The organism is Niastella sp. OAS944 (assembly GCA_024809215.1).
Taxonomy (GTDB): domain Bacteria; phylum Bacteroidota; class Bacteroidia; order Chitinophagales; family Chitinophagaceae; genus Niastella.
Map to the genome: position 1 here is coordinate 170,832 of JANUBW010000015.1, position 17,076 is coordinate 187,907.

Annotated in this window: 14 protein-coding genes and 1 tRNA gene; 2 read left to right on the forward strand and 13 right to left on the reverse strand. The window is 41.8% G+C overall.

The window, feature by feature from the left end; all coding sequences use genetic code 11:
- Positions 1 to 2: 2 nt before the first annotated feature.
- From GGD38_RS36665 to GGD38_RS36725, 13 genes are all read right to left on the reverse strand, one after another.
- Positions 3 to 917, reverse strand: a complete 915-nt coding sequence (locus GGD38_RS36665; RefSeq protein WP_375301105.1) for a polysaccharide deacetylase family protein — start codon at positions 915 to 917, stop codon at positions 3 to 5.
- Positions 918 to 932: 15 nt separating this feature from the next.
- Positions 933 to 1,901 carry a glycosyltransferase family 4 protein gene (locus GGD38_RS36670; protein ID WP_375301106.1) on the reverse strand — a complete coding sequence of 323 codons (969 nt, stop codon included), beginning with the start codon at positions 1,899 to 1,901 and terminating at the stop codon, positions 933 to 935.
- Positions 1,898 to 3,076, reverse strand: coding sequence for a glycosyltransferase (locus tag GGD38_RS36675; protein ID WP_375301107.1), 1,179 nt, complete (start codon positions 3,074 to 3,076; stop codon positions 1,898 to 1,900). Before GGD38_RS36675 ends, GGD38_RS36670 begins: the two co-directional genes overlap by 4 nt.
- Positions 3,073 to 4,257, reverse strand: a complete 1,185-nt coding sequence (locus GGD38_RS36680; protein ID WP_375301108.1) for a glycosyltransferase family 4 protein — start codon at positions 4,255 to 4,257, stop codon at positions 3,073 to 3,075. The genes GGD38_RS36675 and GGD38_RS36680 overlap by 4 nt, the downstream gene beginning before the upstream one ends.
- A gap of 72 nt (positions 4,258 to 4,329) precedes the next feature.
- The gene (locus GGD38_RS36685; RefSeq protein ID WP_375301109.1) at positions 4,330 to 5,601 is read right to left on the reverse strand and encodes a hypothetical protein; all 1,272 of its coding nucleotides are present in this window, start codon (positions 5,599 to 5,601) and stop codon (positions 4,330 to 4,332) included.
- A gap of 14 nt (positions 5,602 to 5,615) precedes the next feature.
- The gene (locus tag GGD38_RS36690; RefSeq protein WP_375301110.1) at positions 5,616 to 6,773 is read right to left on the reverse strand and encodes a glycosyltransferase family 4 protein; all 1,158 of its coding nucleotides are present in this window, start codon (positions 6,771 to 6,773) and stop codon (positions 5,616 to 5,618) included.
- An 11-nt stretch (positions 6,774 to 6,784) separates the two neighbouring features.
- The gene (locus GGD38_RS36695) at positions 6,785 to 8,386 is read right to left on the reverse strand and encodes a lipopolysaccharide biosynthesis protein (protein ID WP_375301111.1); all 1,602 of its coding nucleotides are present in this window, start codon (positions 8,384 to 8,386) and stop codon (positions 6,785 to 6,787) included.
- Between the two features lie 11 nt (positions 8,387 to 8,397).
- Complete coding sequence (locus tag GGD38_RS36700) at positions 8,398 to 9,492, reverse strand: NAD-dependent epimerase (RefSeq protein WP_375303965.1); 1,095 nt, start codon at positions 9,490 to 9,492, stop codon at positions 8,398 to 8,400.
- Between the two features lie 25 nt (positions 9,493 to 9,517).
- Positions 9,518 to 11,911, reverse strand: a complete 2,394-nt coding sequence (locus tag GGD38_RS36705) for a GumC family protein (protein ID WP_375301114.1) — start codon at positions 11,909 to 11,911, stop codon at positions 9,518 to 9,520.
- A 2-nt stretch (positions 11,912 to 11,913) separates the two neighbouring features.
- On the reverse strand, positions 11,914 to 12,708 hold the full coding sequence (locus tag GGD38_RS36710) for a polysaccharide biosynthesis/export family protein (protein ID WP_375301115.1): 795 nt from the start codon (positions 12,706 to 12,708) through the stop codon (positions 11,914 to 11,916).
- 31 nt (positions 12,709 to 12,739) lie between these two features.
- Positions 12,740 to 13,297, reverse strand: coding sequence for a UpxY family transcription antiterminator (locus GGD38_RS36715; RefSeq protein ID WP_375301116.1), 558 nt, complete (start codon positions 13,295 to 13,297; stop codon positions 12,740 to 12,742).
- Positions 13,298 to 15,050: 1,753 nt separating this feature from the next.
- Positions 15,051 to 15,272, reverse strand: a complete 222-nt coding sequence (locus GGD38_RS36720) for a TlpA disulfide reductase family protein (RefSeq protein WP_375301117.1) — start codon at positions 15,270 to 15,272, stop codon at positions 15,051 to 15,053.
- A gap of 527 nt (positions 15,273 to 15,799) precedes the next feature.
- Entirely contained in the window at positions 15,800 to 16,117 is a 318-nt protein-coding gene (locus tag GGD38_RS36725; RefSeq protein ID WP_375301118.1) for a hypothetical protein, read from the reverse strand.
- Positions 16,118 to 16,279: 162 nt separating this feature from the next.
- Here GGD38_RS36725 and GGD38_RS36730 point away from each other — a divergent pair, with 162 nt between their 5' ends.
- On the forward strand, positions 16,280 to 16,693 hold the full coding sequence (locus tag GGD38_RS36730) for a hypothetical protein (protein WP_375301119.1): 414 nt from the start codon (positions 16,280 to 16,282) through the stop codon (positions 16,691 to 16,693).
- A gap of 129 nt (positions 16,694 to 16,822) precedes the next feature.
- Positions 16,823 to 16,896, forward strand: a tRNA-Pro gene (locus tag GGD38_RS36735).
- Positions 16,897 to 17,076: the final 180 nt, after the last annotated feature.

Consider the following 17,076-nt stretch of genomic DNA (forward strand, 5'->3'; position numbering starts at 1 on the left):
TACTAGTGTTTAGCCGGGTGCGGTACTTTCGTCATCATCGAATGCCAGATGCCGGTCATGCGGCAGATATTTTCCGCTGAGGATGCGCCTTCCAAAAATCCGAACCTTGGCAGTGTATAGTTATCTTTCAATAACTCGGGTGTTAGGTACCTGGGTTGTGAACTGAAAGCCAGTTTGTAATTCAATGAATTCAATATTTGTATTTCACGTTGGCCAAAATCGCCATTGGGATAAGCGAAATAAGCCACTTCCTTCCCTATCCATGATTCCAGCTTTTGGCGGCTTGTTTTTAATTCTTCATACACCTGTTTATCCTGGCAGTTGATGAGAATAGGATGCGTTTGGGTGTGTGAGCCAATGGTGATAAAAGGCGAACTTGATACTGCTTTTACCTCGTCGACGGTCATGGCATCTCTTGCCGGAGCAACCTTCTTTTTTAGTTCCTGCAAAATACCCAGCCTTTTTTCCTCGGGCATTTTTTTCAGTTCTCCTTTTGAGAAGCTGATCAGGCCTTCCTGCTGTGCCTTTTTCACATACGACCACCAGTAGTTGCCCTCTTCTGCCGGAGTGGTGGAAACAAAAATGGTTACCGGTACTTCATGTTTGTTTGCCACTTCAACAACATTCTTGACGTTTGATTGCCATCCATCGTCGACGGTGATGCAAACACCGCCTTTGGGGAAAGGCATTTCATTTTTAATTATTTTTTCAATGTCGTGAGGGCTTAAAAACCGGAAGCCTTTTTGTTTTAGCCAGCGAATACAGAATTCAAATTCTTTTTTGTCGGGCTTGTGAAAATAAAGTGAAATGATGCATTTTGAGTTCAATGCCTTTCGCCTTGCCTGTCGCACGAACCCGGCCATGATGAATGTATTAGCGGCTATAAATCCTAACACATTTCTTAAGTTTATACGCATACCATTCGGGGGTTTTTAATCAAGGGCCATTTGATACACGGCTTTGATGCGTTTAGCAACTGTTTCCTGATCAAGGCCCAGTTCTATAATACGTTGTCTACCGTTCGTTCTCCCGTTTATTGGCGGGGAGTCTATCGCCATTTTTATTTTTGTAGCAAAGTCTTTGGGGTCGAAAGAAGAAATGTAACAGCCTTTGGTTTCACCAAACACCCATTTTACATCACCTACATCGGTTGATACTATGGGGCAATTACAGGCCATCGCTTCTTTTATAACATTGGGCGAACCTTCCATAAACGAAGGGAAAAGAAGCACATCTGCCTCGTTCAGGTATTTGGGCACATCGCTGTGGTTCACCGGGTATGGACAAACCAGTTCTACATTTTCCAATTGTTGTACTGCCGCTTCGGCCAGGGGAAAGTTCTTTCCTGTTTTTGTTTTACTGCCAAGGAACAGCGCTTTCTTTTTTCCATTTGTTTGAAATGTGTAGCCGTTTTGTTGCAGTAACAGCGGCTGAAATTTTTGCATGTTCACGCCGTTGGGAATTATGAAGGATTTATTCTTTTGGTAAACCGATCCTTCAATATTGTTCGACTTTGAAATAATGGCTTTTACAAAGGGTTGTATAAGCCAGGTTAGAAATGAAGAAACACGGCTGCTCAGTACTATTTTGTTCTTTCCTTTATATTCTCCATTGGCATCGGTGCCCATTAATGACAGTACAACGGGCATTTTTCCTGCGGCGCCTATAAGGGCTGTCCAGCCTGAATAAGTGAAGTGCGCATGGATCAGATTGTAGTTCTTTTGCTTTAGGTGTTTACGTAGCCGGATGCCTGCTTTTATATATCCCATCAGGCCTTTTCCTTTTACCGGATAATAGTCTACGTCAATGCCTTCACTTTTCAACGACTCGCCCTGTTCTTTAATAAAGGGAATAATATTGAATTCTTTGTTATTACCGCTGCAAACAAAAAGCACTTTCATATAAGGTCAGTTTGGGTTTCAATTCTCGGTACCATTCTCCTCCTTTGGCTCAATACATCTTCATAAGTTTGTTCAAAGGCCTTTCCCATTTTTTCTATCAGGAAATCTTCTTCTATCAACTTTCTGCCGGCATTGCCAAAGGCTTTGCATTTATTTGGGTTATCTATTAATTCAGTGATCAGTGCTGCAATTTCATTTTCGGTTTGATGGGTTACCAGATAACCGTTCACATTGTGATGAACTATTTCTTTGGTGCCGCCGGCGTCATTTGCCATCACCGGCATTCCCAGGCTCATATATTCCATAATGGAATTTGAAATGCCTTCACCGTGTTTTGAAATGTTTGAGAACAATACGCCTACAGTGCAACTGTTTACCACTGCCTCTACATCGGTAATTCTGCCGGTGAATACTATCCTGGGATTATTATTGGTGCGCTTCTGAAACGGTTTGCACAGATCCATTCCCTGGGCATCATCTCCTACTGCTATAAATGTAATGTCGTTTCTTACCTGAGTTATCTTTTCTGCAATATTGAAAAACGTTTTATAGTCTTTGTTACCCGAAAAGGTGGCAACCATTACTACTGCGTATGGAGTTGAGATATTGTACTTCGATCGCACTTGTTCCGGCGCCGGCAGGTTCTCAAAACGACTAAGGCTTATTCCGTTGTAAATGATCTTTATTTTCTTAAGCGGGGGATTGTAGGCATTTATGCCCGCCCGCGAATTGGAAAGAATAACGGTTGAGAATTTAAAGTTGATACGGTCGAGTATTTTATTCAGCGACCACCTGTTTGCATGTGGCGGCGCTGAAGTGATCTGTCCGTTCACCAGCGGAATACGGTGGCCAATGACAGCCGGCAGTGCATAAAAAGATTGTATGCGCCCCCAGGTATGAATAAGGTGGGGTTTGAATTGCCGGCAGATACGGTAAAATTTGTAAAATACTGTAATGTCGTTTCGTTTCCATTTTTTCGGAATGACCTTGTATAATACTTTGAGTTCGTGAAATGCCGGAAAGTCAATAATAGGGTCGGTAACTACAACCATAATTTCGTAATTGTCTTTTCCAGTCAGGTAAGTAAGCAATTCAAGCAGTCTTCGTTCTTTGCCGCCGCCTTTAAAACTTCCGATAAAGAACAGGATACGATTTTGATGTTTTTGTAGCGTCATGTCGCAATTTCTTTAGGTGTTTGTTCGACCAGTGGCTTTATACGCCCATCCCGGCCTAAAATAATGTTGTCCGTCTCAGAAAGGTATCTGAGCAATCGTTGGGCAAGCACTCTGTAGCCATGATTACGGGTTACGTATTCCCTGGCATTATCTGACATCTGCTGATACTGTTCGGGTGTTAATGATGCATATTGTTTGCACAGGTCGGGCACATCGTTATAAATTATGCCCAGATTGTGGTTTGAGATGATTGAGTCGGGGTTTATATGGGAGGCTGTTATAATAGGTGTGCCTACCGCCAATGACTCAAGAAATGTATTGCTGAAACCTTCATACATCGAAGTGTTTAAAAGGAACCGCGCTTTGGCTAAGTAAGGTAGTACCTCTGTACGGCTTAGATAACCACAGAATTTTACATTCGGCAGCTGCTTTAGCTTTTCAACATACTCCTTGGTTTCGGAGTCGTAATTGGCGCCTTCCTTGCCGGCAATAACAAACTGCTCCTGTGTCATCAGGCTGGCAATCTCGAACAGGCGTTTGAGACCTTTTTCCATGCGGTAAACACCAAGCCAGGCTATATAATTGCCGGGTTCATGATCATCGCTCAATGCCGCATCTTTTAAATATAAAGGGTTTGAGAGCTTTATGACAGACTTGTTAGGGAAACGCTTTTTTATTCCATGCAGCTGGTAATTATTCTGACATAAAATATGATGTGATAACTTAAGCCCCTGGAACAAAAAGAACCGACCTACAGCAGAACTGTTCTTAACGTAGCCCATATTAATAACGTTATCGTTTGAGATCCTTTGTATAAATTTTATGTTCAGCATCCGGCACATTAGTACTACTAAAAAATTTGACCATGATGCTATACTTACATACAGGTAGTCGGGCTTTACGGCTTTTATTTTTTTATAGGTATCGGGTATACGGTAGTATAACCAGCGTAGCCAGCGAATACCTTTTTTACGATCAAAAAAGGGAACCAGCTTTATGTTTTTGCATTCTTCTTTTAGTTTTTCCTTGGTGCTGGTGTCTGTCATTATAACTACTTCCTGTCCTTCAGCCAGCAGCCCTTTGATCCAGCCATACGATTGAACAGCTGCTCCACCGCATGGTTTTTCATTTTCTATCATCAGGTTGATGATCTTGTCGTCGTAGAATAGGAATCTTGCCATGGTTGTTAGGGTTTATGAAATGTTCACTGGTCGGTTGGTTTATAATAAATTGCTTTGAGGGCATTCTGTTGCTTATGCTGCTTCTATTTTTAACCGGGGCGTTTTGCTTTCTTCAGCCTGTACTTCCGGCTCTTCACGGGTTGCCATGGGAAACATAACTATCAGGTATATTAACAGGCTAGCGCCTATTTCGGTATACCGCCCGGAGCCTGTATATGCCGCAAATGCGATCCCGCAGAATAGAAACGTTAGTTTATCCTGGTACCTTTTTGACGATCTTAATGCCTGAAGGAAGGCAGTGCCTACCATTATAAGGTAGAGCAATACGCCTATTAAACCGCTCGAGTGCCAGATGTTGGGAATATCACCATGCAAACTTCTTTCGGCCAGTACGCCTTTGCCATAATTGCCGGCACTATTAAAAAGCTCGTATCCAAACCATGGGCTGTAGGCATGGTATACAAACATATCGTCGTATAAAAGAGAATATTCAAAAAAGCGTTTTTCTTCGGCGAGTTCACGTTCATCGAGCTTTCTCAATTCTATTCTTTCTTTGAATTCTGCAAAGAAGTCGGTGTTGTTATATACAAAGAACCCAATCACCGCTATAAGACCACCGGCTGTAAACAGCATCTTTGCTTTTTCCCGGGTCATCAGTGTCATAAGGCTTATAAGTATGCCCAGTGTGCTTAAAACAATAACCGTACGTCTTAAGGTGAGCATGATGAAAAAGAATGTGATCATTGAAATGATCACATACAATGGCTTTTTATTGCTTACTCCATACATAAATACCACAAACAGGGCCAGTGGCATGGTATTAAAGGCGGCCGCCCACAAATTGCCAAACATAACGCCTGAGGTTATATTGTACATTTCCATTGGCGAAAATTTGTAATAGGTAGATGCCAGCGCATTTAATATAAATAGTATAAGTATGAGCAAACAGGCGTTGCTTAACTCTTTGAATATTACTTCTGCCGAAAACTTTTTGTAAATGGTAGGTATCAATGCAATCAGTATAAATAAACAGCTTACCGAAAATACATACGGCCGTATGGTTACCAGGTCGCTTGATTTGTTCAACAGCAATAGAAAATAAATGACAATCAGCAATGACGCGATATTCCTGCGAAAGAAAAAGCCATTCCTGGCTATGCAAAGAATTAGGATCAGAGAAATAAAACCATAAAACAGAACGGCCGGGTTGGGCGATGAAATGATTCTGTCGACAAAAAACAGGGTTGGTAAATAAAAGATTCCCCGTTCGTTCTTTTTGACAATGACGTACAATGCCAGACCATGGAAGAAAATGATCTCTATTAATATAAGGAATGTGTTCATGGTCTTTACTTGGTTTAAAGTAATACGATAGCTAAAAGTGTGGCCAGGTTCATTGAAATGGCAAAACGTTCACGGGCCAGGTTAGTAAACTTTGAATAAAAAACATCGGCCGACAAATTTTCCCTGGCATATTGTAACGATCGCTGCCGCATTTGTGTAAGCTGCTGGTAATCGGAGATCATTTTTTCCAGTGAAGCGGTCAGATCGTCGAGACTATCTGATTTAACTACAAAACCGTTATGCCCGTTATTGATATTGAACTTGGCGCCACAGGTATCGGTGCAAATCACCGGTAACCCATATCCCAGGGCCTCATTTACCGAAACGCCGTATTGTTCATTGATGGCAGGCAATACAAAAATGTGGTGCAATGTATACAGATCGGCCATTTGTTTATAAGGCACATTCTGTTTGAACTCAATTTGATTGCTCATGCCAAATTGAGCTGCCTGCTGGTTGAGAAAATTGAAATTATTTTGCTGTTCTCTGGTGGCGCATTCGCCAACTATGGTGGCGGTGAACCGGTATTTGCTTTTTAAGTTGTTCAAGGCCTGTATGAACAGCAGGTGTTTTTTTCTTTCCTGGTGATACTTGCCTACCATTAATATTTTGGGCCCCTCTTCTGTATTAAGGTTACATAAGTGTTCTTCTGAGGTTACGTTCACCGGTAATGGAACGTAATACATATGTTTCAGGTGTTCGCTTTTTGCGCGTGTATTGTCGCTTACGATAGGCGTCATCCAGGCTGCTTTAAAGAACCCGATGGTCATTTTTTGTTTTAACCGCGTTTTCCAGCTCCTGGGTCGGCTTAGAGGTTCCTGGGTATAAAACACAATGCGGGTTTTTGTGAGCAGCGCATAAAAGGCTGCCATCATTGAAAACATTTTATACGGATCGCGGATGATGATAATGTCGGGTTTGTGTTGTTTGAAGGCTTTCCAGTAACTGTATGGTGCAGGAAAATAATACTGGCTTACTGCACCTTTTAAAAATGATTCAAAAAATACCGATAGTTTGCTTTGTTTGAATTGCACCGGTGTAAGCAGGCTGTGATCTTCGGTATGTCCTATACTGGCAACATGAAAAGAGATCTCGTGCTTTTTTTCCAATAGTTTTTTGATCAGTTGTACCTGATTGGTGTGGTAACGGGGTGCAACAAACAGAAGTTTCATCGGTGAAAGGTTTAGTTTTTACTGAAGCCGCCGTCAGATTTAAAGAACTTGATGGAAGAAAAGATCTTTTGAAAATCGTGTCTGTCTTCGCTGTTCAAACCCAAAAAGTAAAACAGCAGTAATGAAATTCCGAAAGCAGCCGGCGCCAGAATAATGAGTTGATAAATGCCCACGGCTCCTGTGTTTGTTGCCAGCCAAAGTGCTGCGCCAAGCATGGCCAGGGTGGTAACAAAAGGCCTGAGGCTGGAAGCAGATGCTGCCCTTGTTTCGGTTTTAATGAGTGATGTAAGTACTCTCCGTTGACCTATAAATAAAAATAACCTGCTTATCATCATGCTTATGCAAAGTCCGGTTATTCCCATTTTGTATATTAATAATGCTCCCGTGCCTGCAAACAATACACCTGCAATAAGGGTAAGAAAAACTTTTCTCTTTATATCAAGTGTGGCGCTGATGATACAGGCATCGTTACGTACGAAAGTATCCTGTATGGTCATTACCATGATGAGCGTATTGACCGTATGGCCCGCAAAATGTTCTTTTCCCACCCAAAAATTCAGGAACGACTGGTTAAATAAGATCACTGTAGTACCAAATGCAGTAGTGAGCAATAAAGAAAGTCGGTTGATGTTCTTTCTTACATGATTTACTTTTTCAAATTCCTTTAGGCCAATAAGTTTTCCAACGCCTGGCATAATGCCCAGTATCAGCCTGTTTATAAGCCCCTGTAAAGCGGCGGGAATGAATTTGGTGAGAGTATAGTAAGCAACAGAAACAGGGCCTGTGATAATACCAAGTAACAGCTTGTCGCTATTGGTGTTTACCATATTGGCGCCCGCATCGGCCAGGTACCAGGCGCTTAGTTTTCCAAACCTCAGGATGTTTGCGCGGTTTGGCCTGTTTATTCCAAACCAGCCTACATTTTTTTTAACTACCCAATAGAATGATAAACCAATAGCCAGGGTTTCCAATAAATGAACAAACGCAAGTCCTATAAGACCAAAGCCCCAGATAAGCGCCAGCACTTTTAAACCTCCGCCCAGTACAACGATCCCTGCCCGCCTGCCCATGCGTTTAAAGGTGAGGTTCATACCCCTGAGTATGGCTTCAAATAATTCGAAGATCTTGAAAACAAGTACTGAAAAGATCAGCAGCACACAGGTGATCCTTATCAACATGTAATGTGCTTTTTCAGCGTGTGTGATGTAGGGCGAATACCAGGCGATAACGCTGCCGGCAATCAATAGGACCGGCATCAGTAAAAACATTACCGCAAAGGCAGCCCCTGCCTCACTTCTTAATTCATCTGGAGTAGCTACGTCCTTTTTTTGCGCCACTGTCCATTTCAGTACTTGTGATGACCGGGTATCGGCAATGTTCACATACCCGGTGAATTGACCTAGCATTTGCCAAATGCCAAATAATGATGTGCCCAGTCCGGCAATGACGAATGGATTTACAAACAAACCGGTGAGCCGGTTGGCTGCGTAGTCCAACATACTTGATAAAGTGTTCAAATAGGCACGTTGTTTCAGATTCTCCTTGGCTTCCGCCTTGTGCTTCTTCCCACCAATATCTTCAGAGGGTTTCTTTATTATTGGTTTTTCAATCATTTGCTGTGTAATTAAAAGGCGTTATTCACGTTTACGGGGTTCATAGCAAATTCCTTAATGCCATAATATTCCTTGAACCATTGAACGAAATTGTATAAACCGGTTTGAACGGTTGTTGTGGGCTTGTAGTTGAAGTTATTTACCAGTTCATTTATATCGGCCCAGGTGGTATGTACATCGCTCCTCTCCTGCTCTTTCATTTCTATAATTGCTTTTTTGCCGCAATTGGTCTCTATTTCTTTTACGAAGTCCATTAATTCAACCGGGTTGTCGTTTCCTATATTATAAATGCGCCAGGGAGCTGGTGACGCTGCAGGGTTGGGTTCGGTGCCACTCCACGTAACATCGGGTGTGGCAGGCTCATCGAGCACATGAACAAAACCTTCAACTATATCATCTATATAAGTGAAATCGCGTTTCATTTTGCCCTGGTTATATACTACAATAGGCTGTTCTTTCATAATAGCGTCGGCGAAAAGGAAATAAGCCATATCTGGCCGGCCCCAGGGACCATATACAGTAAAGAAGCGTAAGCCCGTAGTAGGTATATTGAATAAATGGCTGTATACATGCGCCATTAATTCATTCGATTTTTTTGTTGCCGCGTATAAGGATACGGGATGGCTGGTATTATGTTGAACTGAGAACGGCATCTGTTCATTTAATCCATATACACTCGATGAACTGGCGTAAACCAGGTGGCGTATTTTGTTTTGGCGGCAGGCTTCTAAAATATTCAGGAAGCCATTCACATTCGATTGTATATACACATCGGGGTTTGTTAGTGAATATCGCACTCCTGCCTGTGCTGCCAGGTGGGCTACCATGTCAAACTTTTCCCTTCTAAAAAGATTAAGTAACTCGTTCTTATCTTCCAGGTTCATTTTAATGAACCGGTAATTGGAATATTTATGGCTTTTAATCATAACATTCCATCTCATGCCACGCCTTTCGATGCCGTTTTCTGCAAGACGGTCTAATTTTAAATTCACATCGTAGTATTCGTTAATGTTATCGAGGCCTACTACTTCGTCACCACGTTCTACCAGTTTTTTGGTGAGAAAGTAGCCAATAAAGCCTGCGCTACCGGTAACAAGAATTTTCATAAACCCGTTTTATTGTAATGTGATGTTATACGCTTTGCAACTTCGATCTTCTGCGTTGTTTTTCGCGGTATACGTTCTCGTAACCGTAGCCGTAACTATAACCATACATGCCTTTCATAATACCTCGTGACCTGATGCCATTGAATACGATATGCGGATTTTTCAATGCTTTGAACTTGTTGTTATCGTCGAGCATTTGGACCATGATCTTTGGCGTACGGTTGTGGCGCATAACAAACAACGTGAGGTCGCAGAATTCAGAGAAGATGTAAGAGTCTGAAACCGGGTCAATGGGCGACGCATCGAGTATCACGTAATCGAATTTTTCGGTAAGGTATGCGACAAGCGTTTTGAGTTTGCCGCCTAAGATCAGTTCCCTGGCATTATCCTGTCCGTTCCCGGCGCTTATAATATACAAATTCTCATCCATGGTTCTGCCAATGATCTCTTCGGGCTTTTTATCGCCTTCAAGGAATTCGGCTACACCCGGTTTGTCAACCACGCCCATTATAGATGATGTTTTGGGCTTGCGTATATCAAGGTCAACCAGTACCACTTTATTGCCGGCCAGGGCCAGGCTGCGAGACAGGTTGGTGCTTATATATGTTTTTCCTTCCGAAGAAATGCTGGAGGTGATAAGGATCCGTTTTATTTTCATGTCTCTCTGGCGGCTAATAAGTCCCAGGGCGGCCCGCAGGTGGCGGAATTGTTCGGCCACTACAGACGTTTTTGAGCCGGTCTTTAACAGAGATTCATTTTCTTTATTGGCCGAAATTTCTGCAATAACGGGCACTACCGTTAACCCTTCTATTTCTGACCTGAACAGGATCTTTTTGTTGAGCATTTCTTTAGCTGAAACCAGCCCAATTCCCAGGCCCATTGTTACTACCAGCGTTGCCAGATATACCAGCATTTTTTTGGGTGATACCGGTTCGGGTGAGGTATTGGCCATATCAACGATCTTACTATCGCTGATGGCTGATGAACTTGCCAGGGCCGATTGTTCGCGTTTTTCGAGCAGGTAGTTGTAGATACTTTTTTTAGTAGCCTGCTCACGGCTGATGGTCATTAGTTCCCTTTCCTTTTGGGGAATGGTGCGTAGCATGGAGTTATAACCACCACTTATTGAAGCCAGATCGTCCTTTGAGGCCTGCAGGTTCATACGCTGGGATTTTAACTTATCCAATATCAGCGGACGAAGCTGTTCAATTTCTTTAGCTGTTGCCAGGGCAAAAGGATTGTTTTCACCGGTTGACTTCATCATTTTTTCATATTCTACTTTGGCGTTGTAGAGTTTGCCCATCATATCTGTAAGCACAGGGTCTGTAATGCCAATAGCCGAGGGCAACATGTCGGCTCTATTATCTTTTGAATTTACAAAACGCTCCATTTCATTCAATGAGGCCAGTTGCATACTGAGATCGGCCATTTTGCGATCATTGTTACCTACATTATCGAGGTATTGGCGGCTTTGGGCGCTCAGGTCAACCACGCCTTTTTCAGTTCTGAAATTTTGGATCTTTTGTTCTATTGAATCCATTTCCCTTTCCACCTTAACCAGCCTGTTCTCAATAAAATCGAGGGTGTTGGCGGCTGTTCCCTTCTTTTCTTCAATTGATAACCTGTTATAAACAAGCAACAGTTTGTTTAAGATATCTTCTCCCCTTTGTGGTACTTCGTCGCGAAGGGTGAGGTCCATGGTTGAAGAAAGTTTACTGGCCGGCTTTACCTCAAGGCCGGCAATTATGCTGGGCGCCATGTTCTTAGGTTTAACAAGCTGGAAATACATTTGTCCGCCCGGCGTATCAACCTGTTTTTGATTTTCTACAAACTTCAATTCGCCATAAGGAGTGGTAACCCATTGGTCAATGGGGTATGTTTTGTTTTTTATAACTACATCTTTTACCTTAAGCTTGTTAAGTTCTTTAAACTCACCCGCATTGTTGTTTGCAAAATAGTTTACCAAAAAGTATACGTCACTATCGCCCGTTTCTTTCAACTCATCGGGGTTGCGGGAAATAATGGTAATGGGTGAGCTGGTGTAGGCTGAAGTGGGTGTTAGTTTTCCTTTATTGCCGGCGTCTTCATATATGGGAGCGTATAAGTGTAATTGCTCAATCACTTTTTCCATCAGTTTGCGGGAGTGAATAACCTCTATTTCATTCTCCACAATGTTTTTGGTGGGATAAATTTGTAGTGCTTCCAAAACTCCCGATTCATCAACCCCTTTTTTCTCGTCTTTTACCATTATGGTAGCATGCGTTTCATATGTGGGAACAGAAAAATACTTGAGGTAAGCCCATGCTATGGCCAATCCTAATACCAGCAGTATAAGGAATAAAGGCCAGTATGGCAGGTACCAGTTGGTGACAACTGAAATGATATTCATTTCACTGCCGGTCTTTTTGTTTGTTTGCATAATTAATTTGTTAAACGATCAGCAAGTATTACAACTAACCCGAGTCCACTTAAAACAACAGGAAGCCATCCGCGCGTATTGCTTGCGGCAGAAACCTTTGCTTTATTCGGTTCTACATAAATAATATCGCCCGACTGGAGATAATAAAACGGCGACGAAAGTAAGTTACCTGAATTCAGATCGATCCTTTTTACTATGCGTTTTCCCTGTTCTTCGCGTATTAGTGCAACGTTATCTCTTCTTGCATAAATAGTTAGGTCGCCCGCGAATCCGAGGGCTTCGAGTATGTTTATTTTTTCATCAGGCACATTGACCACGGTGGGTTTGGCTACCTCACCCAGCACGGTAACTTTGAAATTTAGGTAGCGAACATTTACTACCGGGTACAACAGGTATTTATTATCAACGATCACTTTGGTGATATTGTCTTTCAGGGCAAGTTTTGTAAGCCCTGCGGCTTTTATGCGGCCCAGCATAGGTAGATCGATATAGCCATCCTGATCAACCAGGTAACCCGCTGCCTGTGTTGCTGTATAACCCAGTGTTGAGCTGGAAACGGTTACTACTGTGTTAAAGGGCTGACTGGCAGTTGCATTCGGGCTGCTAATGGTGATGCTAAGGAGATCGTTCTTTTGAATTACTGGTTCCAGTGTAGTAATGGCGTTTTTGATCTCGGTATCGCTGATATTATTAATATATGCCACCTTTTTCATATTGGTGCAGGAGGCAAGCACAACTACAAATAACAGCATGGTAAATAGCCAGGGGCCATTATTTCTTTTGCATGTAAGTTTCACGGTAATATTTATTAAAATGTAGGAATAAGTATCAAAAGGTTCCCCTGGTGCTGCTGTCAACTAACTCTACATGCGATTTGGAAATTTCAGCTGATAAGATATAACCCAGCGATGGTAATGCTACTCTAACGGTTTTACCCAGTACTTCCATAACGGTGCCTTCATGTTCCATAAAGGCGCCATGTGTTATGCGTACCCTGTCGTTAACATCGATGTGAAGCTTTTCCAGTGTTACGTTTGAATGTTCGAGCAGGAAATTCTTTATGGCCTCAATTTCTGAGTCGCGAATAACGGCTGGTTTGCCCTGCCAGCTAACATAATTAAGAACGCCATCGGTTTGTAATACACTTATCCGTTCTTTTTCGGAGACGTGGGCAAACACATAGCAGGTAAATAAAGGTTCATAAACAATTTTTTTACGATCGCTCCATTGGCGCAGTACTTTGTTGAGGGGACAATAATTCTCTATGTTCTTTTTGGTGAAAATGGATGCTACTTTTTTTTCCCATTTGGCATGTGTGTAAAGGGCGTACCACTTTTTTGCCAGTTTAGGGTCAGTTTTGCTTTGAGGTATGGCTTCGCCGATCATAATCCCAGTTTTTAGTCGGTTTTATTTAAAAAGGGTGTACAGTATGTAGTTGGTTATTGGATAGATGGAATTACAGTGAGATAGTGGATTTTGAGGAGGGGTAGTTCGGTACTAAACAAAAGACTCACGTTTGCACGAAAAATATTTCGTACATCAATGAATAGAATGTAATTGGATTTATAAATAAGCACGGCTGCGGGTGGCCGTTAATACCACTTTTGGAGTCTGCGTGCATCTAAATGAACCGGACTTGTTCTATAAGAGCTTATTTATAAAGTGCGGTGCGCAGGTTATTATTCAGTGGATGATTGGTAAATGTTGATTCAATATAGAAATATTTAAATTATTAAACAACTATTTTGAGCATGATTATCATTTATTTGCTTTAAGTCAATTAAGTTATACCGCTATCAGGTCACATACCACTTACATGACCAGCGAATATGCTGTTCGGTGTACACGGCTTCGCCGATCATAATCCCATTAACAGATCACGTTTTAAAAATTTAAAGCTATAATGTAGATAACGGATCGTGGCAAGAGTATAATTATAGCCACGGAACTAATGCAAAGGAAAGGGTCTTATAAGGGACATAGGGGAAGGTTGATCATAAATCCAAAGCAAGAGGATTTAGATGCTTAAGATGCTACTAATAATGGATAATTGGATGAGAAAGTATAGTATTAACTAGAATAATGGATAGATAGAGTATAGCAAGGAAGATGGATTGATAATAATACTGTTGATTTAGTTATTTTGGTTGTTCAGAGTTGCATTCCGATGCTAAACATTCAATCTACCGGGAGTGTGGGTATCTCATCTAACGATTTAATACCATGCTGAGAGCTTCATCAAATTTATAAATATTTATCTAATAAAAACAAAAAATCAATATCAAATAAAGGTGTTTTGGTTAATAATTTTCATGTTATTGATAGTGGAACTATTTCCCCTTTTGGTTTATTTAGAACAGTTTATGATAAAGAACGCAAGGTTACTATGCAATTAAATTGCCACGGTTGTTTTTGGTATATCCGTACATCTATGCCGTTAGCAGTTAGGGTGATAATTTTGTTGTACTATCGTTCAGCAACATCTTAAGTATGTTTCTTTTAGTGAATTGGTTAGCACAAAAATGAACGAATACCGGTACCGTTATCGGGTCAAAGAAAAGGCCTGTACCAATTACACACCGGCCAATATCCGGCCGGTAAATTTGGGATCTTTTACTTCTTCCTTTGCAGCGGCGATGGCTTTTTTATCTGCTTCTATAACCAACTTGTTCTCTCCTTCTTTCAACTCTTTTGCAAAAGCCCGGGCTTCCGCCCTGGGAAATTATTGAGTATGATTCTGAATTTTCCCGCTTTCTGTATCAGATTGAAGAAGGGCACTTTTTTAATACCCTCATCAACCTGCTCAAACGCTTTTTTGAAATCTCTGACGGTAGCGGTATCCCTAAACGGCTTTAAAGATCGCGCTCACTTCATTCCCCGACCTAGCCGAAGCAGCCAGTTTAGCTTCATAGTCTTTTTTAATAGCCGCTATATCAAAGGTGGTGGTATGCCCTGCTGGCCTGGTGCCTTAAATCAGTTATTACGCATTTCCTGCTCTTCCCCACCAAAACGGCCAACGATCACGTCCTTGGGGTCTATAAAACCGCGTAAAACATGATTCCATACATCTGTCTCCTCTTTCTCCACTGCTTTTTGCCAGGCTTCGGGTTTGTCGTCATCGTCTGAAATGCCGATTATCTCAAGCTTTTTTTAAATATTTTGAATACAACGACAACGGGTGCGGGTTGTCTTTGCGGCAGGGAGCACACCAGGAGGCCCAAAAATTGAGCAAAACGTATTTGGCTTTATAATCGGCCAGGCTGAACATGGAGCCTTTTATTTCTTTCGATGAGCACTGTAAGCGGTGGCGCCGGGCGAACCTTTGCGAAGGCCTTCTTCTCATGGGATGTTTGGCTGCCAAACCGCCATTTTAAAAAGTGCTAACATATTTGATTTGCTGACCGCGTTTACTATCTTACGTCACTCATGCCATGGAGTGGTTCATAAAGACCCTTAAATAAAGAACATTTTTAGCTCCAACGACCGGCTACGCGAACTGGCTATGTTTGCGGTTGACCGGGGCATTTTTCTCAGACACGATATGGACAGCAACATAGCGCCATTTTTAATTTTGCAGAATGGTGAGAAAACACAAATGAGTGTGTTAATGATCGAGGGCAACCCGATAGACTATGTGAAAACAAGACTTTTGACAGAAGAAAGTAACTATGAGCAATTGGCTAAACGGGCAGAACGGTAAATGTTACTGTAAAGCTTGAAGAAAATGTGATCTATAATTCTTCAAATAACACCAGCGCCTCTGCTTTTACTGAGAAGGAAGAAAGAAATCCGGGTGGTGAATCTGCCACCGGCAAAAAATGGTGGCGGTTTTGGAAATAATTTAAAATGATCCCGGCCAATGGCCGGGATCATGCTTTGTGGTTTTATTTAATCTTTAGGTTTGTCTTTCAGATCGGCTTCGGTTACATAATGACGGCGGCCTTTATCATCGACCCAATAGTATTTTGAGTGATTGTCTATGTAAATGGTTTGTCCGCCGGGGCCCACTTTATCTTTATGTTTTTCATCGGTAACGGCGGCTTTACTTTTTGATGCTACTTCGGCCGTTTTATGACCCACTTTTTTAGCGCCTTTTTTTATTGCTTTGCCTGTCTTTTTCACTGTTGATGGTGAATCCTGTGCGTACATGGCAACGGGGAAGCTCAGCATAAACAACACGGCCACAATTCTGGTTATCTTTTTCATGATATAACTTTTGTATATGCATGGCAATTTTTTGGCCAGGGTTGTGCACTGTGTAGTGGTAAATTCTCTACACGTTTATGGCCCAAAACTGCACAGTTATTGGCAAAACAACACGGACATTGACTGCTTGCAATATTAAAAGGTGTTTTATATTTTGCGGATATGTTTCAAAAACAAACCCTTAAAATCGCGTCTGCTATATCCATCGTTTTATGCACCATTGGTCTTTTAATAAGTGTTCTTGGTGCATTTTTTATTGAAAATGGTGAAACAACAGCCATCTCTTTCTTTTTAGGTATCATTTCCTGGTCGCTTTTGCTTTGGTCAAGTGTTATTGCATACAAGTTGTGTATTGGGAACTATGATTTGTATGAATCACATTACAGGAAAGTTGGCTATTGTGTATATGCGATAGTGGTGACTTTTATTCTGTTCCTTTGGGTAGGATTGGTGCTGGGAATAGTGTTGTCGCTTATCATCTTCGCAACTTTACGGTCATTAAAACGCAATTTAGATGATTGGGCAAGTAGCCATCCGGATTTTTTAGCCAATGAGCCGATAGAGAAAGAGAAATAAAATTTTTTATCATTTTACCCCATATTTTTCACGGAATCAATTTTTTATGTAAATTTGCAACCCCAAAAGCAGCGTAGATGTGCTGAAAATCAGCTGAAAAGCGAAGTTTAGCATGATACACTGAAAGTTCGGGTGGTGGCGCAGCCCGGTAGCGCACTTGTATGGGGTGCAAGGGGTCGCTGGTTCGAATCCAGTCCACCCGACGAAATTGGACAAGGCATCCGCTAGTTTGCGGATGCCTTGTTTATTTTTATCACTTTCTGAAATGCTGTTCAGGCGCGGGATTGGGGATCATGTTGAAAAATTGGGGGATTTAGGAGAAAGTATTTTTTTTGCAGCAAGATGAGTAAAGCACAAGGACAGGATACAGCAAAAGAATTGAT